This is a genomic window from Natronococcus sp. CG52 (genome assembly GCF_023913515.1).
In the GTDB taxonomy this organism is placed as follows: domain Archaea; phylum Halobacteriota; class Halobacteria; order Halobacteriales; family Natrialbaceae; genus Natronococcus; species Natronococcus zhouii.
On record NZ_CP099391.1, the window covers coordinates 520,973 to 538,392 of the forward strand.

Annotated in this window: 18 protein-coding genes and 2 pseudogenes; 13 read left to right on the forward strand and 7 right to left on the reverse strand. The window is 66.2% G+C overall.

Features of this window, described 5'->3' with window-relative positions; translation table 11 throughout:
* Positions 1-249: 249 nt before the first annotated feature.
* Positions 250-876, reverse strand: a complete 627-nt coding sequence (locus NED97_RS02700) for a DUF7344 domain-containing protein (protein WP_252489191.1) — start codon at positions 874-876, stop codon at positions 250-252.
* Positions 877-1,177: 301 nt separating this feature from the next.
* Between NED97_RS02700 and NED97_RS02705 the strand changes: the two genes are divergently transcribed.
* On the forward strand, positions 1,178-1,507 hold the full coding sequence (locus NED97_RS02705) for a DUF7113 family protein (protein ID WP_252489192.1): 330 nt from the start codon (positions 1,178-1,180) through the stop codon (positions 1,505-1,507).
* On the opposite strand, the gene NED97_RS02710 is transcribed toward NED97_RS02705, so the two are convergent.
* Positions 1,504-2,772, reverse strand: coding sequence for a DNA double-strand break repair nuclease NurA (locus tag NED97_RS02710; RefSeq protein ID WP_252489193.1), 1,269 nt, complete (start codon positions 2,770-2,772; stop codon positions 1,504-1,506). The genes NED97_RS02705 and NED97_RS02710 overlap by 4 nt on opposite strands.
* A 159-nt stretch (positions 2,773-2,931) precedes the next feature.
* On the opposite strand from NED97_RS02710, the gene gpmI reads away from it, so the two are divergent.
* From gpmI to NED97_RS02730, 4 genes and pseudogenes are all read left to right on the forward strand, one after another.
* Entirely contained in the window at positions 2,932-4,557 is a 1,626-nt protein-coding gene (gpmI, locus tag NED97_RS02715) for a 2,3-bisphosphoglycerate-independent phosphoglycerate mutase (protein ID WP_252489194.1), read from the forward strand.
* A gap of 91 nt (positions 4,558-4,648) precedes the next feature.
* On the forward strand, positions 4,649-5,071 hold the full coding sequence (locus tag NED97_RS02720; RefSeq protein WP_252489195.1) for a hypothetical protein: 423 nt from the start codon (positions 4,649-4,651) through the stop codon (positions 5,069-5,071).
* 233 nt (positions 5,072-5,304) lie between these two features.
* Positions 5,305-7,305 (forward strand): annotated as a pseudogene (locus NED97_RS02725) (alkaline phosphatase PhoX); the annotation flags it as partial.
* A gap of 215 nt (positions 7,306-7,520) precedes the next feature.
* A pseudogene (locus NED97_RS02730) lies at positions 7,521-7,660 on the forward strand (O-acetyl-L-homoserine sulfhydrolase); the annotation flags it as partial.
* 234 nt (positions 7,661-7,894) lie between these two features.
* Here the strand turns inward: NED97_RS02730 and NED97_RS02735 are convergent.
* Positions 7,895-8,845, reverse strand: a complete 951-nt coding sequence (locus NED97_RS02735; RefSeq protein WP_252489196.1) for a D-2-hydroxyacid dehydrogenase — start codon at positions 8,843-8,845, stop codon at positions 7,895-7,897.
* A gap of 179 nt (positions 8,846-9,024) precedes the next feature.
* On the opposite strand from NED97_RS02735, the gene NED97_RS02740 reads away from it, so the two are divergent.
* From NED97_RS02740 to NED97_RS02750, 3 genes are all read left to right on the forward strand, one after another.
* Complete coding sequence (locus NED97_RS02740; RefSeq protein WP_252489197.1) at positions 9,025-10,011, forward strand: bile acid:sodium symporter family protein; 987 nt, start codon at positions 9,025-9,027, stop codon at positions 10,009-10,011.
* A gap of 87 nt (positions 10,012-10,098) precedes the next feature.
* On the forward strand, positions 10,099-11,169 hold the full coding sequence (locus NED97_RS02745) for a hypothetical protein (RefSeq protein ID WP_252489198.1): 1,071 nt from the start codon (positions 10,099-10,101) through the stop codon (positions 11,167-11,169).
* Between the two features lie 99 nt (positions 11,170-11,268).
* Positions 11,269-11,658: a DUF7522 family protein gene (locus NED97_RS02750; protein ID WP_252489199.1), complete on the forward strand. Its 390-nt coding sequence runs from the start codon at positions 11,269-11,271 to the stop codon at positions 11,656-11,658.
* Positions 11,659-11,660: 2 nt separating this feature from the next.
* Here NED97_RS02750 and NED97_RS02755 read toward each other — a convergent pair whose 3' ends face one another.
* Positions 11,661-11,807, reverse strand: a complete 147-nt coding sequence (locus tag NED97_RS02755) for a hypothetical protein (protein ID WP_252489200.1) — start codon at positions 11,805-11,807, stop codon at positions 11,661-11,663.
* A gap of 155 nt (positions 11,808-11,962) precedes the next feature.
* Here NED97_RS02755 and NED97_RS02760 point away from each other — a divergent pair, with 155 nt between their 5' ends.
* Positions 11,963-12,487, forward strand: coding sequence for a DUF5813 family protein (locus tag NED97_RS02760; RefSeq protein ID WP_252489201.1), 525 nt, complete (start codon positions 11,963-11,965; stop codon positions 12,485-12,487).
* Between the two features lie 144 nt (positions 12,488-12,631).
* On the opposite strand, the gene NED97_RS02765 is transcribed toward NED97_RS02760, so the two are convergent.
* Positions 12,632-12,862, reverse strand: coding sequence for an Lrp/AsnC family transcriptional regulator (locus tag NED97_RS02765; protein ID WP_252489202.1), 231 nt, complete (start codon positions 12,860-12,862; stop codon positions 12,632-12,634).
* Positions 12,863-12,977: 115 nt separating this feature from the next.
* Here NED97_RS02765 and NED97_RS02770 point away from each other — a divergent pair, with 115 nt between their 5' ends.
* The 3 genes from NED97_RS02770 to NED97_RS02780 all read left to right on the forward strand — a co-directional run bounded on the left by NED97_RS02770 (position 12,978) and on the right by NED97_RS02780 (position 14,545).
* Positions 12,978-13,679, forward strand: a complete 702-nt coding sequence (locus NED97_RS02770; protein WP_252489203.1) for a potassium channel family protein — start codon at positions 12,978-12,980, stop codon at positions 13,677-13,679.
* Positions 13,679-13,909, forward strand: coding sequence for an Lrp/AsnC family transcriptional regulator (locus tag NED97_RS02775; RefSeq protein ID WP_252489204.1), 231 nt, complete (start codon positions 13,679-13,681; stop codon positions 13,907-13,909). The genes NED97_RS02770 and NED97_RS02775 overlap by 1 nt, the downstream gene beginning before the upstream one ends.
* A gap of 444 nt (positions 13,910-14,353) precedes the next feature.
* Complete coding sequence (locus tag NED97_RS02780; RefSeq protein ID WP_252489205.1) at positions 14,354-14,545, forward strand: hypothetical protein; 192 nt, start codon at positions 14,354-14,356, stop codon at positions 14,543-14,545.
* A gap of 58 nt (positions 14,546-14,603) precedes the next feature.
* Here NED97_RS02780 and pdhA read toward each other — a convergent pair whose 3' ends face one another.
* Together pdhA and tmk are read right to left on the reverse strand one after the other, a co-directional pair.
* A complete protein-coding gene (gene pdhA / locus NED97_RS02785) occupies positions 14,604-15,650 on the reverse strand; it encodes a pyruvate dehydrogenase (acetyl-transferring) E1 component subunit alpha (RefSeq protein WP_252489206.1) in 1,047 nt (348 codons plus the stop codon).
* Between the two features lie 38 nt (positions 15,651-15,688).
* Positions 15,689-16,309, reverse strand: a complete 621-nt coding sequence (gene tmk, locus NED97_RS02790) for a dTMP kinase (RefSeq protein WP_252489207.1) — start codon at positions 16,307-16,309, stop codon at positions 15,689-15,691.
* Positions 16,310-16,414: 105 nt separating this feature from the next.
* Here tmk and NED97_RS02795 point away from each other — a divergent pair, with 105 nt between their 5' ends.
* A complete protein-coding gene (locus NED97_RS02795) occupies positions 16,415-17,320 on the forward strand; it encodes a complex I NDUFA9 subunit family protein (protein WP_252489208.1) in 906 nt (301 codons plus the stop codon).
* Positions 17,321-17,420 lie beyond the last annotated feature (100 nt).

Sequence of the window (17,420 nt, forward strand, 5' to 3'; positions counted from 1 at the left end):
CCGGATCCGTTGACTATTCGGAGCGGGCGACAGTCACGCGTCGCTGCTTGGATCTGTCTAAAACGTCTCGAACGAAGCGGCTATAGTACCAACTGGAACGGTTTCCGCACCGATCGCACAGCCGTCGAGGGCGAGGTCGGTGGTGTCGACCTCGAGATGACGTCGATCGGGTATGCACTGACTGTCAGTGGCTACTATAGAACGAGAGTCTGACGCCGGGGGCGGTGAGAGATCGTTTGGCGGGCTGTCTCAGTTCGATACCGACGGCGTCGACCGATCCGAGCGCCGGACCGTGCCGGACTCCCGGTCGAACTCGAGCGCACCGACGTCGTCCATCGCCGGAAGGTGGATGTGGTGGAGCGAAACCGTCGCCTCCTCGGGGGTCGATAGCGATCCCGCCTCGCGCGCGGCGAGTTCGGACGCGAGCCGATCGACCGAGACCGGACGCTCCCGTTCCCGGAGGATCGAGTAGAGCTGCGTCCGGACCGGGTGGACGAGCACCTCGAGCAGCCGCTCCTGGCTCTCACAGAGTTCGAGGAGCGTCGAGAGATCTCTCAGTGGCAGCGGCATGTCGTCCGCGAGGGCCACGGTCTCGTCGTTCCACTCGAGCACCCCGCACTCCGTCAGCCGCGGCAGGTGGTTGTGGACGAGACTGATCCGAATCTCGCGGAACAGTTGCCCATCCGGCTGGTCGGTTGCCTCCCGTCGAGCGACCGCTCCCGTAAGCTCCGTGAGCGTGAGCGATGACTCTCCGGAGCGGAGAACCTCCAGCAGTCGAATTCGGCGCGGGTGACGGAGGGTATCGTGCCACTCCGCAGGTATCTCGTTTACTGGCTCCCGCGTTCCGTCACCGCCGATCCGAGCGTCGGAACTCATTACTCGCACACAGCGGTGCAATATGAATAAACACGCTTCCAAAACAGTTAGGGTTAGATATCCTATAGGAATGCCGAATCCGGTCGATGACGGCGACTACTGCTCGAAAACGTCAGTACTGGGGGGGGTCGGCAAGAGTTGCGACAACCCGTCTCGCGGTATCGATCGACGAGTCAGCGGCCCGTGACGATCGAGTCTCCGTCGCGAAGCGAACGAAATCGTCCGCTTCGTGCGGGTCATGCCCTCGTTGAACGGAATTGTCGCCCCGTCCTTTTTGCGTCTCCGAACCGTACACTATGGCATGCTTATCGTACGCGGTCGCGCGGGCGGAACCGAACTCACCGGTACGGTGTACGAGCGCGGGGAACAACCCCCCTCGTTCCGGGGTGCACCCGACGAAGACGCCGCGTACGTCTGGATCTGCGACGAGTTCTACGAGGTCAACAGCGGCGGTAGCGTTCAGGTCATCGACGGCCGGGAGGTCCACCTCGCGTTCGAATCGCCGATGCCGCGCGGCTTCGATACCCGCGACCAGGCGCTCGAGGGAGCGAAAGAACACGTTCGAACCCAGTTCGCCAGAATCGGCGTCGATCCCGAAGACGTCGAGCTCGAGGTCGAAACGGAGACCTAATCGAGGTCCTCGCCCCAGCGGTGGTCGTCGTAGTTCCGATCCCGGCTCGTCTCGAACCGGGTCTCGAGCGTCTCGCGAAGCGATCGCTTCTCCGAACTGCTGATCCGGGCGAGTTCGTCGGCCTTCTCGATGATCGTCGGCGGGCCGTGGGCGACGGCGACGTTCTGGAGGAGTTGCATCGTCAACCGCTCTCGCGTCTCCGTATCGCGCGTGAACGCGTAGGGCGCCTCGACCCGATAGATGAGGTCGTCTCGCGGATCGTAGATCACGAAGAACGTCACCTCGTACTCCTCGAGCGGACGCTCGCGGTCGACGCCGAGCGCGTCACCCTCGGCCGAGAGCGGTCGGTCGACGCCGCCCCGGGAGCGAAACCAGTTCGTGTACGTCAGCGACGACGTGTCCCGCTCCCAGCGGTCGCCCTCGACGTCGTCGACGTACTTGCCCTGCTCGAGCAGCCGGGTGAACAGCGCCGAGTCGTCGGTCCAGGGTGCGTCGCCGCCTTTCGCTTTCACCGCCCGCGTGATGACCCGCGTCGCCGGGTTCTTCACGAAGCCGACGAGCGGAACGTCCCGGTCGACGAACTCCTCGACCAGCCGGACGTAGTTCTCGAGGACGGTCGCCGGCCGCGGGTCCTCGATCAGGAAGTCGGCGAGATCGGGGTGCTGGTCGGCCCAGCGAAGCAGCCCGCGCGGGTACAGCGGCCCGTCGAGCACGAGCAGGTCCTCGACGTCCCCGGCGTGGTCGCGGGCGTGGGTACTTTCTGCGAAGTACAGCGCGAGCGCGTGGACGATCCCCTCCGCGAACTGCGGAAGCGGCGGCACCTTGACGACCCGGCTCCGGCTGTAGTCGTCGTCGAATGTGCCCCACGTCTCGTCGACGGTCATCGTCTCGTCGTTCGAGTGAACCGTCGCGACGACGGTCCGCGAACGGTGCAGGTCGAGGTCGCTCGGGGTCGCGCTCATCGCCGCCTGCGCGATGTCGATGACCAGCCCGTTCTTGAACGTCGTCGGGTTGATCGTCCCGGCGTCGAGGCCGTGTTCGGTCGGGAACGGCCGCTCGCAGAGCGCCACGTCCTCGCAGTCGACGACCCGCCGAGCGCGGTCGCCGACCGGCTCGAGGATCGTCCGGCCGTCCTGGACGAGCGGGTCGAGGAACTCGTTCCAGACGGTCTCGGCGAAGGCTCGGTGGTCGCGCTCGTCGGCGCCGTGATCGATCCGCCCCGCGAGCTGGGCGATGCCGTTGAAGTGGACCGGATCGAGTGTCATGACAGTGGGCTCCCGCCGCACTCCCAAATATCCAGTGGTCGGTGACTCTCTCGATCCCCGACAGTCGCGATCGGGGTTTCGGGGCGGTCTCCGCTCCGCGGGCGACGATCGACGGACGACAACGACAGCTAGTTACGCCGGGCTGGTTACACGTCGGATATGGAAGCTGCGCTGATCGTCCTCGACGGCTGGGGGCTCGGTGACGATACCGGAAGAGATGCGGTCAAAGCGGCCGACACGCCGGTGTTCGACCGGCTGTCGGATGCGGGCGCGAGCGGTCGTCTCGAGGTCGCCGGTCGGCGCGTCGGACTCCCCGACGGGCAGATGGGTAACAGCGAGGTCGGTCACCTCAACATCGGTGCGGGTCGCGTCGTCTACCAGGAGTACACGCGAGTTTCGGACTCGGTCGCGGACGGCTCGTTCCGGGAGAACGCCGCCATCGACGGAGCGTTCGAGACCGCCCGCGAGAACGACGGGCGCGTCCACTTCCTCGGACTCGTCAGCGACGGCGGAGTCCACTCGGATCACGAACACCTCCACGCGCTGATCGAACTGGCCGGCGACCGCGACGTCGAGGCCGTAACACACGCGATCACGGACGGCCGGGACACCTCGCCGACCGGCGGCCGGGAGTACCTGGCCGAACTCGAGGACGTCGTCGACGAGCACGGAACCGGCGACGTCGCCACCGTCTCGGGCCGGTACTACGCGATGGACCGCGACCAGAACTGGGAGCGGACGAAGCGCGCTTACGACGCCATCGTGAACCGCGAGGCGAAGTACGAGGCGGCGTCGGCGGTCGAGGCGATCGAGAACTCCTACGACCGCGGCGAGACCGACGAGTTCGTCGAGCCCACGCTCGTGAGCGGCGGATCTGCGCTCGAAGACGGCGACAGCGAGACGCCGGAGGCGTCTCGAGCAGCCGGAGTCGAAGACTCCGGCGACAGCGCCGAGCAAAGCTCGGCTGGCAGCCATCTCGCGTTGCGAGATGGCGATTCGGTCGTCTGGTTCAACTTCCGCTCGGACCGGGCGCGACAGCTCACCCGGATGCTCGCGGACGTTCGCTCCGAGGACTGGGCGAACGAACTCGAGACCAGTCCCCCGAATGCCGAGGTCGTGATGCTGACCCAGTACGACAAGACGTTCGGCCTCCCGGTCGCGTACCCGCCGAACCAGCCCGAGAACGTGCTGGGCGAGGTGCTCGCCGACGCCGGCAGGACCCAGCTCAGAATCGCCGAGTCGGAGAAGTACGCCCACGTCACCTACTTCCTGAACGGCGGCCGCGAGGTCGAGTTCGACGGCGAGGTCCGGAAGATCGTCGAGAGCCCCGACGTGCCGACCTACGATCAGCAGCCCGAAATGAGCGCCCCCGAAGTGACGGATACCGCGATCGACACGATAGAGTCCGACGATCCGGACGTACTCGTGCTCAACTACGCCAATCCGGACATGGTCGGCCACACGGGCGACTACGAGGCGGCGATCGAGGCCGTCGAGGCGGTCGACACCCAGCTCGGTCGACTCGTCGACGCGCTCGAGGCGGCCGGCGCTCACGTCCTTATCACTGCGGACCACGGCAACGCCGACGACATGGGCACCGAGGAGGATCCGCACACCGCACACACCTACAACGAGGTTCCGTTCGTCTACGTCGCACCGGACGGCACGAGCGGCCACCGTTCGGTTCGCGACGGCGGCACGCTCGCGGATATCGCGCCGACCATCCTCGAGTTGATCGACCTCGACCAGCCCCCGGAGATGACCGGCGAGTTGCTGCTCGAGTAGCGTCCCGAACGTACGAACCGGTCCGGAGGGGACTATAGTCCTCATATGAACGTTCAATAGTCCGAGCGCTCGCTCTCGGAACAGAGTCGACATGGCTACGTCCGATACTCCGACCGAAACTGATAGCGCGGTCGTCGACGCGTACGTCCTCGACGTCAGAATTCTCGAAGTCGACGAGGGAGACGGGGCCGATCTGCGGTACCGGTTCGACGCGCCCGAACACGCGACGATCGTGTTCGACGACCTCGAGGAGGCCCGGTTGTACGCCGACGTCTACTTCGACGTCAACGGGTTTGTCGAGGCCGATACCGGGACCCGCGGCGTCCCCCCGGAGGTGGTCCAGGCCGGCAAGGACACCCTCGCCGCGTACCTCGTCACGCTGCCCTGGGCCGACGTCAACTGGGTCGCCTCCTTCTACGGCGCGACGCCGACCGAGATCGAGCGCTACCTCTCGTGGGTCCGCGAGCGCGCCGAGGGGATCCGCACGCGGGCCGCGGAAGCGGGTCTCGAGTAGCGCTCCCGAACCGCCTCGCTCTTTTCGCGTTCGTCGATGCGTTCCCTCGAGCCGCGTCGCCGGGCATCCGTGTCGATCCAACGGATCGGAACAGCCCCGGGCGACCGACGACGGGGAGAACTATGTACCAGACAGTAAGGTACAGACCGCTCGGTTTCGGTCCGAACGGGCACGTAAGACGATAGTTCCCTCATATAATATTTGAAATAATAACCGTTCCCTGAACCGAACGCATGGTAGAATACACCAGGCGAACGCTGATCGCGTCGTCGACGGCGGCCGCACTCGGGGTTGAAACGTTGGGAGCGGCGGCCGAGGGGGCCGACGAGCACGACACACCCCACGCGCCGTTCGTGGACGGAGACATCACGCGATTCTCGACGACTGCCCGGGGCGCCGAGGTTACGGGTCCGTTCGTCTTCGAGACGGGCGAGTTGCTCTACAGCCTGCAGGCGCCGAGCGAGGACAACCCCGAACCGTTCGACCGCGGCGGGGTCGGGGTCTTCGACGACTTCCAGTTTACGTTCGACGGAAAGACCGACGAGTTCGACGAGCTCGAGCCCCCGCGCACGGTCGAGGAGCAGGGGCGGGTACTCTCGGCGGCTGGGGAGTACCGGTTGCTCGTTCAGGAGGGCGATCCGATAAACGGCGGCACCGAGCGGTTCGGCCACCCCCAGACGCCCGACGGCGAGGACGTCGCCGACGTCGTCGACGAGAGCTACGAGGGCGTCGGGGGCGTCACCGACATGAACTTCTTCGTCTCGACGAACGACGACGGGACCGAGGGCTACCTCTTTACGAACAACGAGACGCGACCCGGCGCGATCACCCGGACCCCGCTCAGCCGCGAGAGCGGTCGCTGGGAGGCCGATCCCGAGAACGCGATGGAGCTCGAGAACACCGACGCGTTCCGCGAGATCGGCGGCACGAAGATCAACTGCTACGGCGACCTGAGCCCCTGGGAGACGCCGATGTCGGCCGAGGAGGAGTACGGCCACCCCCGCGTCAACGGGATCGACGCGGTCAGCGACATCGTCGAGGCGGGGAGCGGGGTCGGTCTGCGCGGGGCGAGCGAGTTCTGGAACCGACCTAACGTCGCCGACCTCGAGAACGCCCTCGAGGAGATCTTCGGTGATGACGCCTGGACGCCGATGGGGCTGTGGGCCAACACCGGAACCGAGAAGCTCGCCTACCACCTCGGCGCGGAGCCGGTCGATCAGGTCGACGGCGAGGACACGCTCGCGCCGATCGGCGACGCGGCGTTCCCGAACCGCTATCGGTACGGGAAAATCGTCGAGATCACCGAGCCGACCGCCGACGAACCCGTTCCGGTCAAGCACCACGTCTTCGGGCGGGCCGCCTGGGAGTGTCCCGAAGTGTTGCCCGACGAACGGACCGTCTACCTCGCCTCGGACGGCGGCGCGAAGGGGATCTACAAGTTCGTCGCCGACGGGGCGATTCCGGACTACGACGATCGGATGGACGTCCGCGGGACGCTGTACGCCATGAAGGCGACCCAGCTCGGGAACGGGCCGGTCGGCGCGACGGACCTCGACGTCGAGTGGCTCGAACTCGGCACCGCAAGCAACGCCGAGATCGAGTCCTGGATCGCCGACTACGACGACGTCACCCAGGTCGACTACCTCGAAACGCACGCCCAGACCGACTGGGAGGACGACCTCGAGGCAGCCCTCGCGGAGGCCGACGAGGAAGTCGCCGTCAACGGCAACCGGGACTACATCACCGACGACGAGATCGTCGAGTGGGCCGCCCAGTACGAGGCGCACGGTCCCGACTGCGTCGACGAGGAGCTCCGTCGGGTTCCCTTCCTCGAGACCCGCGCGGCCGCCAAGGAGATCGGCGCCAGCGTCGAGTTCAACAAGGCCGAGGGGATCGACTCCCACGACGAGGCCGAACCGGGCGACCCCATCTACTTCGGGATCTCGTCGCTCGGCGGCGCCACGACCGACGAGCACGGCGAGTTGCGGTTCGACGAGGTCGACAGCGGCGTCGTCTACCGCGCCGAGCTCGAGGACGACTACGACGTCTCCCGGCTCGAGCCCGCCGTGGTCGGCCCGAACGCGAGCGATTCGGAGTCGCTGAAGGACGTCTCGCTGATCAACGTCGACAACGTCATGGTGATGGACGACGGCCGCGTACTGCTTTGCGAGGACAAGGGGAGCTTCGGCCGCTCGTACCCCAACGACGCTCTGTGGGTGTACGACCCCCCGGCTCGAGGCTCCGCCCGTGCCGACCGCGAACGGGAGCGTTGAGATCCGGGTCGCGGTCGTGAATTCCGGCTCGCGCTCGAACCGACGGTCGCCTCAACTGCGGTAGACCCCTGTCGGGCGCGGTGAACGGACGGCCGACGCGTCCGTCGGCCGAACCCGATCGAACTAGAGATTTACTTTCTCGACTTGAGAACGGTTCGGATACAGGAGACGACTCCAACCGACGATTCGCTACAGATAGCGTCCACGCCGGCCAGGAACCGGATCCGACGACGGGGGCGCGAGCGCCCCGCTCTACCAGACGACCTCCTGCGAGTTCGAGGATACCGACCACGCGGCCGCGCTGTTCGGCTTCGAGCGAGGACGTGATCGCCGATCTGGATCGGGCGATCGAGGCGGCCTGATCGCGACCGCGACGCCGTCCTCGCGGGAGCCGTCGAAACTGACCGGACTGCACCCGACGATAACCCCGTGGGACGCGGATACGTCTCCGCCGATGCTCGCACGCGCCCGAACCGGCGACCACGCGATCGAGGGGGCCAATCGACCCGGCGTAACCGTTTCCGTTTCCGCGGCAACGGATCGGTTCGACTCAGACGATCCGATTCGTCATCTCCTCGCGGTCGCCCGCGACGAAGCGCTCGTAGTTCTCGCGAACGATCGCCGCGACGCGCTCGTAGTACTGCGGCGTCGATCCCGCCATGTGGGGCGTCACGAGGACGTTCGAGAGGTCCCAGAGGGGCGACGACGCCGGCAGGGGCTCTTCCTCGAAGACGTCGAGTGCGGCACCGGCGATGCGTCCCTGCTGGAGGCCCTCGGTCAGCGCCGCCTCGTCGGCGACGCCGCCGCGGGCGACGTTGACGAGAACCGCGTCCTGGGGCATCGTCTCGAGGGCCGATTCGTCGATCAGTCCCCGCGTCTCGTCGGTCAGCGGACAGGCGAGGACGAGATAGTCGGCCCGCCGGAGCACCTCGTCGACCTCGTCGGCCGGGTAGGCGTCGTCGACCGCCTCGGGGACCGTCGAGAGGTCGCGTTTGGTGCCGATCACGTTCGAACCGACGGCGGCGGCGAGGTCGGCGACGCGGCCGCCGATCGCGCCGAGGCCGACGATCCCGACGGTCTTACTCGCCAGTTCGCCGCCCTCGGTCCGGCGCCAGACGCTCTCGTCCTGTTGATCGCGGGCGGTGAGCAGCTCCCGTTCGAACGTCAGCATCGAGCCGAGGACCTGTTCCGCGATCGGCTGGGCGTGGACGCCGGCAGCGGTGGTCAGGACGATGTCCGCCTCCTCGAGCGCCGCGAGGTCGTAGTGGTCGTAGCCGGCGCTGGTCGCCTGGGCCCACTCGAGGCGGTCGGCGCGGTCGCGCCACTCGGGCGGGAGTCGGGGCGTGAGTGCGACGGTCGCCGTCTCGAAGCCGGCGCGGGTTTCGGCGGGCGTCTCCGCGACCGTGATCGAGGCCCCGTCGAGACCCGCGAGTTCGGACTCGAGGGTGGCTTTCGACTCGCTCGAGTACGGGTGCGGGATCAGGAGTTCGTGGTCGGCCATGACGTTCGGTGCGCGACGGGGGGAGTCGGATGTTTCGCTTCCGGTCCGTCGGCCGCGTCGTCGATCGCGAGCCGACCGGCCCTCGAACGGCCTCCGTGCGCTCGAGTGACGCAGCACTTATCGTGATAAGCCGTCACCGGTAGTGATATGTGGTCGCACACGGGACGGGAGGGAGCGCTATGAGCGCCGTCGGGACGCTCGAGCGGATCGGGCGGTTCACGAGCAAGTACTTCGTCGTCTGGATGCTGATCGCCTCGGCCGCGGCACTGTACGTGCCGGACGTGTTCACACCCATCGGGGAGTACATCCCGCCGATCCTGGGCGTCATCATGCTCGGGATGGGGTTGACGCTGACGCCGGCGGACTTCCGGCGCGTGCTCGAGCGGCCCCGTGACGTCCTGATCGGCGCGACCGTCCAGTGGCTGGCGATGCCGCTGGCCGCCTACCTGCTCGTTATCGCGCTCAGTCTCCCCTGGGAGATCGGGCTGGGCCTGCTTCTCGTCGGCGCGGCGCCCGGCGGCACGGCCTCGAACGTGATGACCTACCTCGGCCGCGGCGACGTCGCGCTCTCGGTGACGATCACCTCGGTGACGACGGTCGCGGCGCCGCTGGTGATGCCCGCGTGGATCATCCTGCTCGCGGGCGAGTCGATCACGGTGACGTTCGGAGCGCTGGCCAGGGAGATCGTCCTGATCGTGCTGCTCCCCGTCGTCGCGGGGCTCGTTCTCCGGTCGCTGCTTGACGCGCACGCGCCGACGGCGGCGAAGGTCGGCCTGTCGATCTTCCCAGCGATCAGCGTCGTCGCGATCGTCGTCATCGTCGCGGCGATCGTGGCGCTGAACGTCGAGGAGATCTGGACCGTGAGCGCCGTCGTCCTGCTCGCGGTCGTCGCTCACAACGCGATCGGACTGGGCGCCGGCTACGGGGTCGGAGTAGCGACCGGCATGCCCGAAGATCGCTCGCGGGCCTGCGCGTTCGAGGTCGGTATGCAGAACAGCGGACTGGCGGTGGCGCTGGCGGTCGCGTTCTTCGAGCCCATCGCCGCGTTGATCCCCGCCCTGTTCAGCGTCTGGCACAACGTCAGCGGGTCGGCGCTCGCGAATTACTTCACCCGGCGCGAAGACGATCCGTCCCCCGACTACGAGCGCTCGGTCGGCGCCGACTGACGGCGGCTTTGCCGCCTCGAGTTCGGTGAAACGGCCGTTTGACCTTACAGGAGAGCTTTAGGCCGCTCTCTCGTCGCTTCCAGTCAGATGAACCGACGCACCGCCCTGACGCTGTCCGGTACCGCGGCCGCGACCCTCGTCGCCGGTTGCCTCTCCGACGTCGCCGACTCCGGAAGTACCGGCGACGGCGAACTCGACGACGATCCCCCCGACAAGAGCGAGCCGACCGATCCGGCGGACGACGTCGCCAGATACGTCGCTGCACTCGAGGACGCACCGCTGACCGACGAAACCGAACACGCGACCCTTCGGGTCGAACTCGTCGATTCGGTGATCGCGCCGGACGACCCCGTGCGGTTCTCTGCCACGCTGACGAACACGACCGACGAGACGCTCGTCGTCAGCTCAGGTGCACCCGCCCCGTTCGGCGTCGTCTGGGCGAGTCGGGCGGACGGCGATGACTACGAGAACGCCGTCACGCTCTGGACCGACGACTACGAGGACTCCACGCACGTCGGCACCGACGGCAAGCGCGTCGAGATCGTCAACGACATCGGTCTCTTGGAGGAGGTAGCGGCCGGCGAGACGCTCGAGCAATCGTTCGAACTGCACCCGGAGACGCCGAACCTCGCGGCCGGCGAGTACGTCGGCGAGATCGGCTGTAGCGTCTGGCCGGAAGACGACGAGGAGAACGGCTACGGGCTGAACGTTTCCCTCTCGTTCTCGCTCGAGCAGGCCGACGACGCTCAGCCGACCGACGGCTCCAGCGCAGCGTACGAGGTCGCCGACGAGGCGCCGTCGCTCGATTCGGACGCCGACGAGGGGGAAAACGTCGTTCTCGCCCTCGAGAGCGAAGCGGACGCGGAGGTGACGTTCGAGTACGGCGACGCCGACGCGGTCGAGGCGTTCGTCGCGGAGACCGACTTCGAGACGGAGACGCTGGTTTACGTCCGAGGCGAAGCCCCGCAGGAGTGTTACCGGGCGGCCGTTCGGTCGCTCTCCTGGGAGGGGGAGACGCTCGCCGGACGCGTCGCGCTCGAAAAGGAAGCTGAGTACGAGGTCTGTAGCGACGCGATCTCCTATCCCGCAACGCTGGTTCGCCTCGAGACCGGCGGTCGAAGCGTCGAGGAGACGGACCTCGAGATCGTGGAAAACTGATCGATCGACCGCTACGAGGGGGGTCGTCGTCGGGCCCGCCACTTTGAGCGCGGTTTCTCTTCATCGACTATTAAGGTACGGGGGAGCTAACGGGCCGGTATGACCTCGGGGTTGCTCCAATCGCAAACCGCGGACCGAGTCGTGACCACCGCCCGGACTGCCGTGGGGGACAGTCTTCGCTCGGTTACTTACTTCACGCGCGACGACTACGAACAGCTGTATCTCCGGGACGACCTTGAACGCGACGCCGACCTCTCGACGTTCATCGGCCACGAGTGGCGCGGCTTCAAGGTCGCACAGAGCGCCTACGAGGGGTCGGAACTCGGCGAGTACCGGTACACGATCCGGGTGTTCGAGAACGGCTTCCTGATCCGCATCACTTCGGAGCGCGAGGGCGTGTTCGTCACGACCGACGGGCTGACGATCAAGGACTTCGAAGAAACCGCGACCGCGATCAGCTCGGTTCTCGAGGAACGAAACCGCTCCTGACGTCAGTCGTCTCCTCGATCCTCGGCCGTCGCCGAGAGCGTATCCGCATCGCGTTCCCCGCCGATCGGTAAGCCGGAGCCGAGTTCGCCGTCGATTCCGAGCAATCGAGCGAATCGGCGACGATCTGCAACGTGTCTATCGAGACTCATGCCCGCTCAAAACGGGTGTCGCTGGTATAGTTATACAGCACATTTTCACGGAAACACGGAACTTCCTCGGCGAAACGATACGGAGCCGTGTCAGTGATTTCCGTGTAGTATCCACAGCGTAACACCCTTTTTCGCCACACGCTTTACGTCCAGTAATGACTGAATTGCCAGCAGCCGTCGACCGCGAACTCCAGTCCCACGACGCCTTCACGGCGACCGACGACGGATACGATCTGACGACGACGGTCTTCGAGACGACCGTCACGGCGACCGACGCGGAGGGGAAACGCGACGGGCGCTTCCACGTCACCGTCACGCTCCCGTCGCTCGACGCCGCGGTCGCCGACGAGACCGTCGCCCCGGTCGTCGAGGACGGCTGGTTCGAGACCCTCGAGCGCCGTCTCGAGGACACGTTCACCGTCGCGAACACGAGCACGCACGAGGAACCGACCGTCGACCGCGACGGCGACGACGTCCGGGTCACGCTCGAGTACGTCGCCTGGGACGCCGGAGAGGGCGTTGACGACGCCAAAACGCTCATCGAGTACATCGAGGGAACCTACGCGCAGGGGATCATCCCGGGCTACGAGTACCGCGGTCCGGCGGCGACGCTGCTCGAGAACGCCCAGAGCCAGGGCCAGGAGGCCAGCGAGGGCGGCAGCGGCGGTACGCCGATGTAGCTCGATTTCTTGACACCGTTTGTTCCGTTACTGTGGCCGGGAGCGCGGCTCGAGCACCGCGAGTGCCGCGTGACTCGGGGAAGGGCAGGCTGCTCACCGGCACGACGCTTCGCGTCTTCCGAACGACAGCGTAAAAGTTCGTTGTTAGTCCATCGCGATGTACGTCTTCGTATCGGTCACGCCATCGAGACTCTGCATATCCGTCGAGACGGCCTTGAGAACCTCGTAGACTTCTTCGGTGTCGACCTCGGCGATGATGTCGTAGTTGCCCGCGACGATGTGAGCCTCGACGACGGGCTCGATTTCCCTGATCGACGCGAGCAACCCCTCGGACTTTCCAGCGGCCGTCTTCACCATGATGAACGCGTGAACCATCTGTCTCGACGGTGTGGTACAGTTTCGCACGACTAAAGCTTTTGTGTCGGTCTCTCGGGAGTGGTATGGGAACCCGGGGCAAACTTATTGGCGGGGGCGAGCGTACCCTTCGTTCATGCGGTTTGTGATCATCGGTGCCGGACGAGTCGGCCTGCGCACAGCGCGTGTCTTGCGCGAGGAGGGACACGAGGTGACGATCATCGAACGAGACGACGCGATGGTACGACGTGCCCGGAACCAGGAGTTTACCGTCGTCGAGGGCGACGGCTCCCAGGAATCGGTTCTCGAGGAGGCCGACATCAAGGCAACCGACGCGCTGGGTGCGCTGACCGGCGACCTGAACGTCAACTTCACGGCCTCTATGATCGCCAAACACCACGGCTGCAGAACGGTCATGCGCATCGACGAGGCCTACCGCGAGGGGATCTACCGCAAGTACGCCGAGGAGGTCGACGAGATCATCTACCCCGAACGGCTGGGCGCGATCGGAGCGAAAAACGCCCTGCTCGGCGGCACCATCCGTGCTATCGCGGACATCGCGCCGCACCTGCAGGTCGTCGAACTCACGCTCACCCAGGAGGCGCCGATCAACGGCTACACGATCAGCGAACTGCAACTTCCCGCCGACGCGACCGTCCTCGCCTTCGGCAAATGCGAGGATCCGCTCGAGATCCCCTCGGCGGACGAATCGCTCGAGACCGGCGATCGGCTCGTCGTGCTGGCGGACTACAAGGTGTTGAGCGAGGTCAGACAGCTTATCGTCGGCGAGACGGAGACGCGGGCAGCAGCGAACGCGGGCACTGGAGGTGTCAACTGATGGTTACGGCTTTCGTCATGATCAAAGCGAATACGGGCGAGGCGGACCGACTCAGAAACAACATCGAATCGATCGACGGCGTCGAATCCGCACACATCGTCGCGGGTGACGTCGATATCATCGCGAAGGCGTCGGTCGAGGCGCCGGCCGCAGTCAAGAACATCGCGGCGACGGAGATCCAGGGAATCCGCGGCGTCGAGGACACGCAGACGTACATCGCGATGGACTAGAGCCCAACTTTTGCGCTGCGGGCCGGCTTCGCCGGCCCTCGGCAAAACTTGGATGAAAAGCACTTCTTCCTCTGTTCGTTCCCTCGCTCACGGCTTCGCCGTTCGCTTTTCCGCGGCGCAAAGCGCCGCGCTCACAGTCACTCACATCGGTCGTCGGCCCGCTCGCGCCTGCGGCGCTCGCGGCGGAGTGCGGTGAACCGCTTGCCCTTCCCCGGTCGGCTCGAGCCTGCCTGTTGAGGCCGTAGCCCTTTCAGGCCGACACTGGTACGGTAGAACATGGCAGATTATCAGCCGGACTACCTGGAGGACCCGCCCGAAATCGACTGACCAGAGGAGAACGAGACCCCCACGTCCGACGATCTCGGTCCCGCGTCGGAGGACGACCTCGAACTGGTCGGGATGGCGAGTACGGGCGCCCCGGTGCTTCACAGCGCCGAGTCTTCGATGCTGTACCACGGCGAGGTGAACGAAGACGGCCGCGTTACGCCCAGGCTCGACAACGAGGTCGACGTCGACACCGGAGACGACGGCTCGCTGGCGGATGCGATCAGCGACCTCGGCGACCGACTCGGCTGGGATTCGCTGACCGACTACGGCCGCGAACACTCGGGCGGACAGGAGCCGCCGAAGGAGTGAATCGTCGAGGGATCGAGTCGCGCACGATCTGACGGCCGCTGAGCCGGCCGTCGACCGATCAGTGCTCGAGTTCCTGACTCTCTTCTCGAGATGCGAACTCCTCGAGCCACGCCCGCTGCTTGTCGAGTCGCGGCGGAACGTCGTCGTAGACCGGTTCGAAGACCTCTCCGGGTTCCGGTTCGGGAGTCGACTCGGCGATCTCGACGGCCTCCTCGAGTTCCGCCTCGGCTTCCTCACGGATCTCCTCGACGAACGCGTCGTCGAGCGCGCCCTGCTCGCGGAGGTACGACTCGTAGCGCTCGAGGGGGTCCGCGGTGCGCCAGTCGGGGAGGTCATCGCGCTCCTCGCGGTAGCGCGAGGGGTCGTCGCTGGTCGTGTGCGCGCCCTGGCGGTAGGTCAGGCTCTCGACGAGGACGGGTTCGCCGTCGCGAGCGCGCTCGAGGGCGGCTTCGGTGATCTCTCGAACGGCGAGCGGGTCGTTTCCGTCGACGCGGACTCCCTCGAAGCCGTAGGCCTCGGCCTTCTGGGCGATGGTCGCGCTCGCGGTCTGGCGCTCGCGCGGCAGCGAGATCGCCCAGTGGTTGTTCTCGCAGAAGAAGACGACAGGCGCCTCGAAGACGCCGGCGAAGTTGAGCCCCTCGTGGAAGTCGCCCTCGCTCGTCGCGCCGTCGCCGAAGTAACAGCAGATAGCTTCGTCGGAATCCGAGTAGTTGGCGGCCATTCCCATTCCCGCGGCGTGGGGGATCTGGGTCGCGATCGGCACCGCCTGCGGGAAGACGTTCAGTTCGTGATCGGATGCGTACTCGGGGTAGCCCCGGCGAAAGAGCAAAATGTCGCTCATCGGAACACCGTGGGCGATCTGCATCGCGTTCGACCGGTAGGTCGGCACGAGCCAGTCGTCGTCCGCGAGTGCGTGTGCGGCCCCGACCTGGGACCCTTCCTGGCCCTTGTAGGGCGGGTAGCCGCTCATCCATCCGCGCCGCTGGAGGGCGAGTGCGCGCTCGTCGAACCGACGCGTCCGAACGACGTCACGGTAGATTTCGAGGGCCTCATCGACGGACACGCGGGTGTCCTCGAGGGCGGTCTCACCGATCACGCGGTGCATGCCACGAGCGTGGTAGGGAGCGGTGAAAGTGATTCCGGTTACTCGTCCGAAGCGTCCGCCTCGTTTGCTTCGAGGGCGTTTGCGACGACCTCCTCGACGCGCTCGAGGACGATCTCCGGGGGCTGAGTCGCGTCCACCCGGACGAACCGGTTCGGATCGCGTTCGATCAGCCGTTCGTAGTTGTCCCGGACGCCGGAGAGGTACTCGGCGCGCTCGAACTTGTTCGTCGTTCCCGCGCGGGCGGCGGCGGTCTCCGGATCGAGATCGAGGTAGATCGTCAGGTCGGGTTCGACGGAGAACGCGCGGTGGATGCCGACGACGTACTCGAGCGGTCGCGTGATCACCCCCTCCAGCGTCGCTCCCTGGTAGGCGAACCGCGAGTCCGAGTAGCGGTCCGAGATGACGAGGTCGCCGCGCTCGAGGGCGGGTTCGATCACTCGCGAGAGGTGGTCGGCGTGGTCTGCGGTGTAGAGAAACAGCTCGGCGAGCGGGTCGGCGTCGTCGTCCTCGATCGAACGGTAGACGGCCTCTCCGTACCACGATCCCGTCTCTCCGGAGGTGGGTTCCGTGGTGAACGTCGCGTCCGGATAGACGTCGTGAAGTGCCTCCCAGACCGTCGTCTTGCCGCTCCCGTCCAGTCCCTCGAGCGTCACGAGCATATCCCTACCTCTCGCGGGTGGCTACAAGGTTCTGACGTCATCGTCCTGCCAGTCCCTTACAATGTGCCGTCTAGCTATTTATCGCTCCGAACTGGTACGTTAGATATGAACGTTCTCGTCGCCGGTGGAACCGGCTTTATCGGTACGAACCTCTGTGCGGAACTGCACGAGCGCGGCCACGAGGTGACGGCCCTCTCGCGCGATCCCAGCGGTGCTGACCTTCCACCGGGCGTCGACCGGGCGATGGGCGACGCCAGCGCCTACGACTCGATCGTCGACGTCGTCGACGGCCACGACGCCGTCGTCAACCTCGTCTCGCTGTCGCCGCTGTACCAGCCGCCCGAGGGCACCAGCCACCGAGAAATCCACCTCGGCGGCACGGAGAATCTCGTTCGAGCCTGCGAGGAGCGCGGCGTCGACCGGTTCGTCCAGATGAGCGGGCTCGAAGCGGATCCGGACGCGCCGACCGAGTTCCTCCGCGCGAAGGGCGAGGCCGAGTCGGTCGTCGCCGACTCCGCCCTCGAGTGGACGATCTTCCGTCCCTCCGTCGTCTTCGGGGACGGGGGCGAGTTCGTCGAGTTCGCGAAGAAGGTGACGACGCCGTACGTAACGGGACTACCCGCCGGCGGCAAAACTCGGTTCCAGCCGATCTGGGTGGGCGACCTCGTCCCGACGCTCGCGGACGCGCTCGAGGACGACGATCACGTCGGCGAGACGTACGAGATCGCCGGCCCGCAGATCGTCACGCTCGCCGACGTCACCGAACTCGCCTACGAGGCGGAGGGGGAGTCCGTAACCATCGTTCCGATTCCGATGGGACTGGCGAAACTCGGACTCGCGGCAGTCGATTCCATTCCCTTCGTTCCGTTCGGTCCCGACCAGGCCCGGTCGCTCGAGATGAGCAACACCGTCGTCGACAACGACATCATCGCCTTCGGTGTCGACCGAGACGATCTGCTGCCGATCAGGGCCTATCTCGGCCTCGAGAGGGGCGGACCCGGCGCCAGTTAGGCGGTCGTCGACGTTCTCCTGCGGAACACCTGACAGCAGTCAAACAAGAACGATACTGATAGGATCGATTTACTCGAGCGAATATACTCGCAAAAAGTCG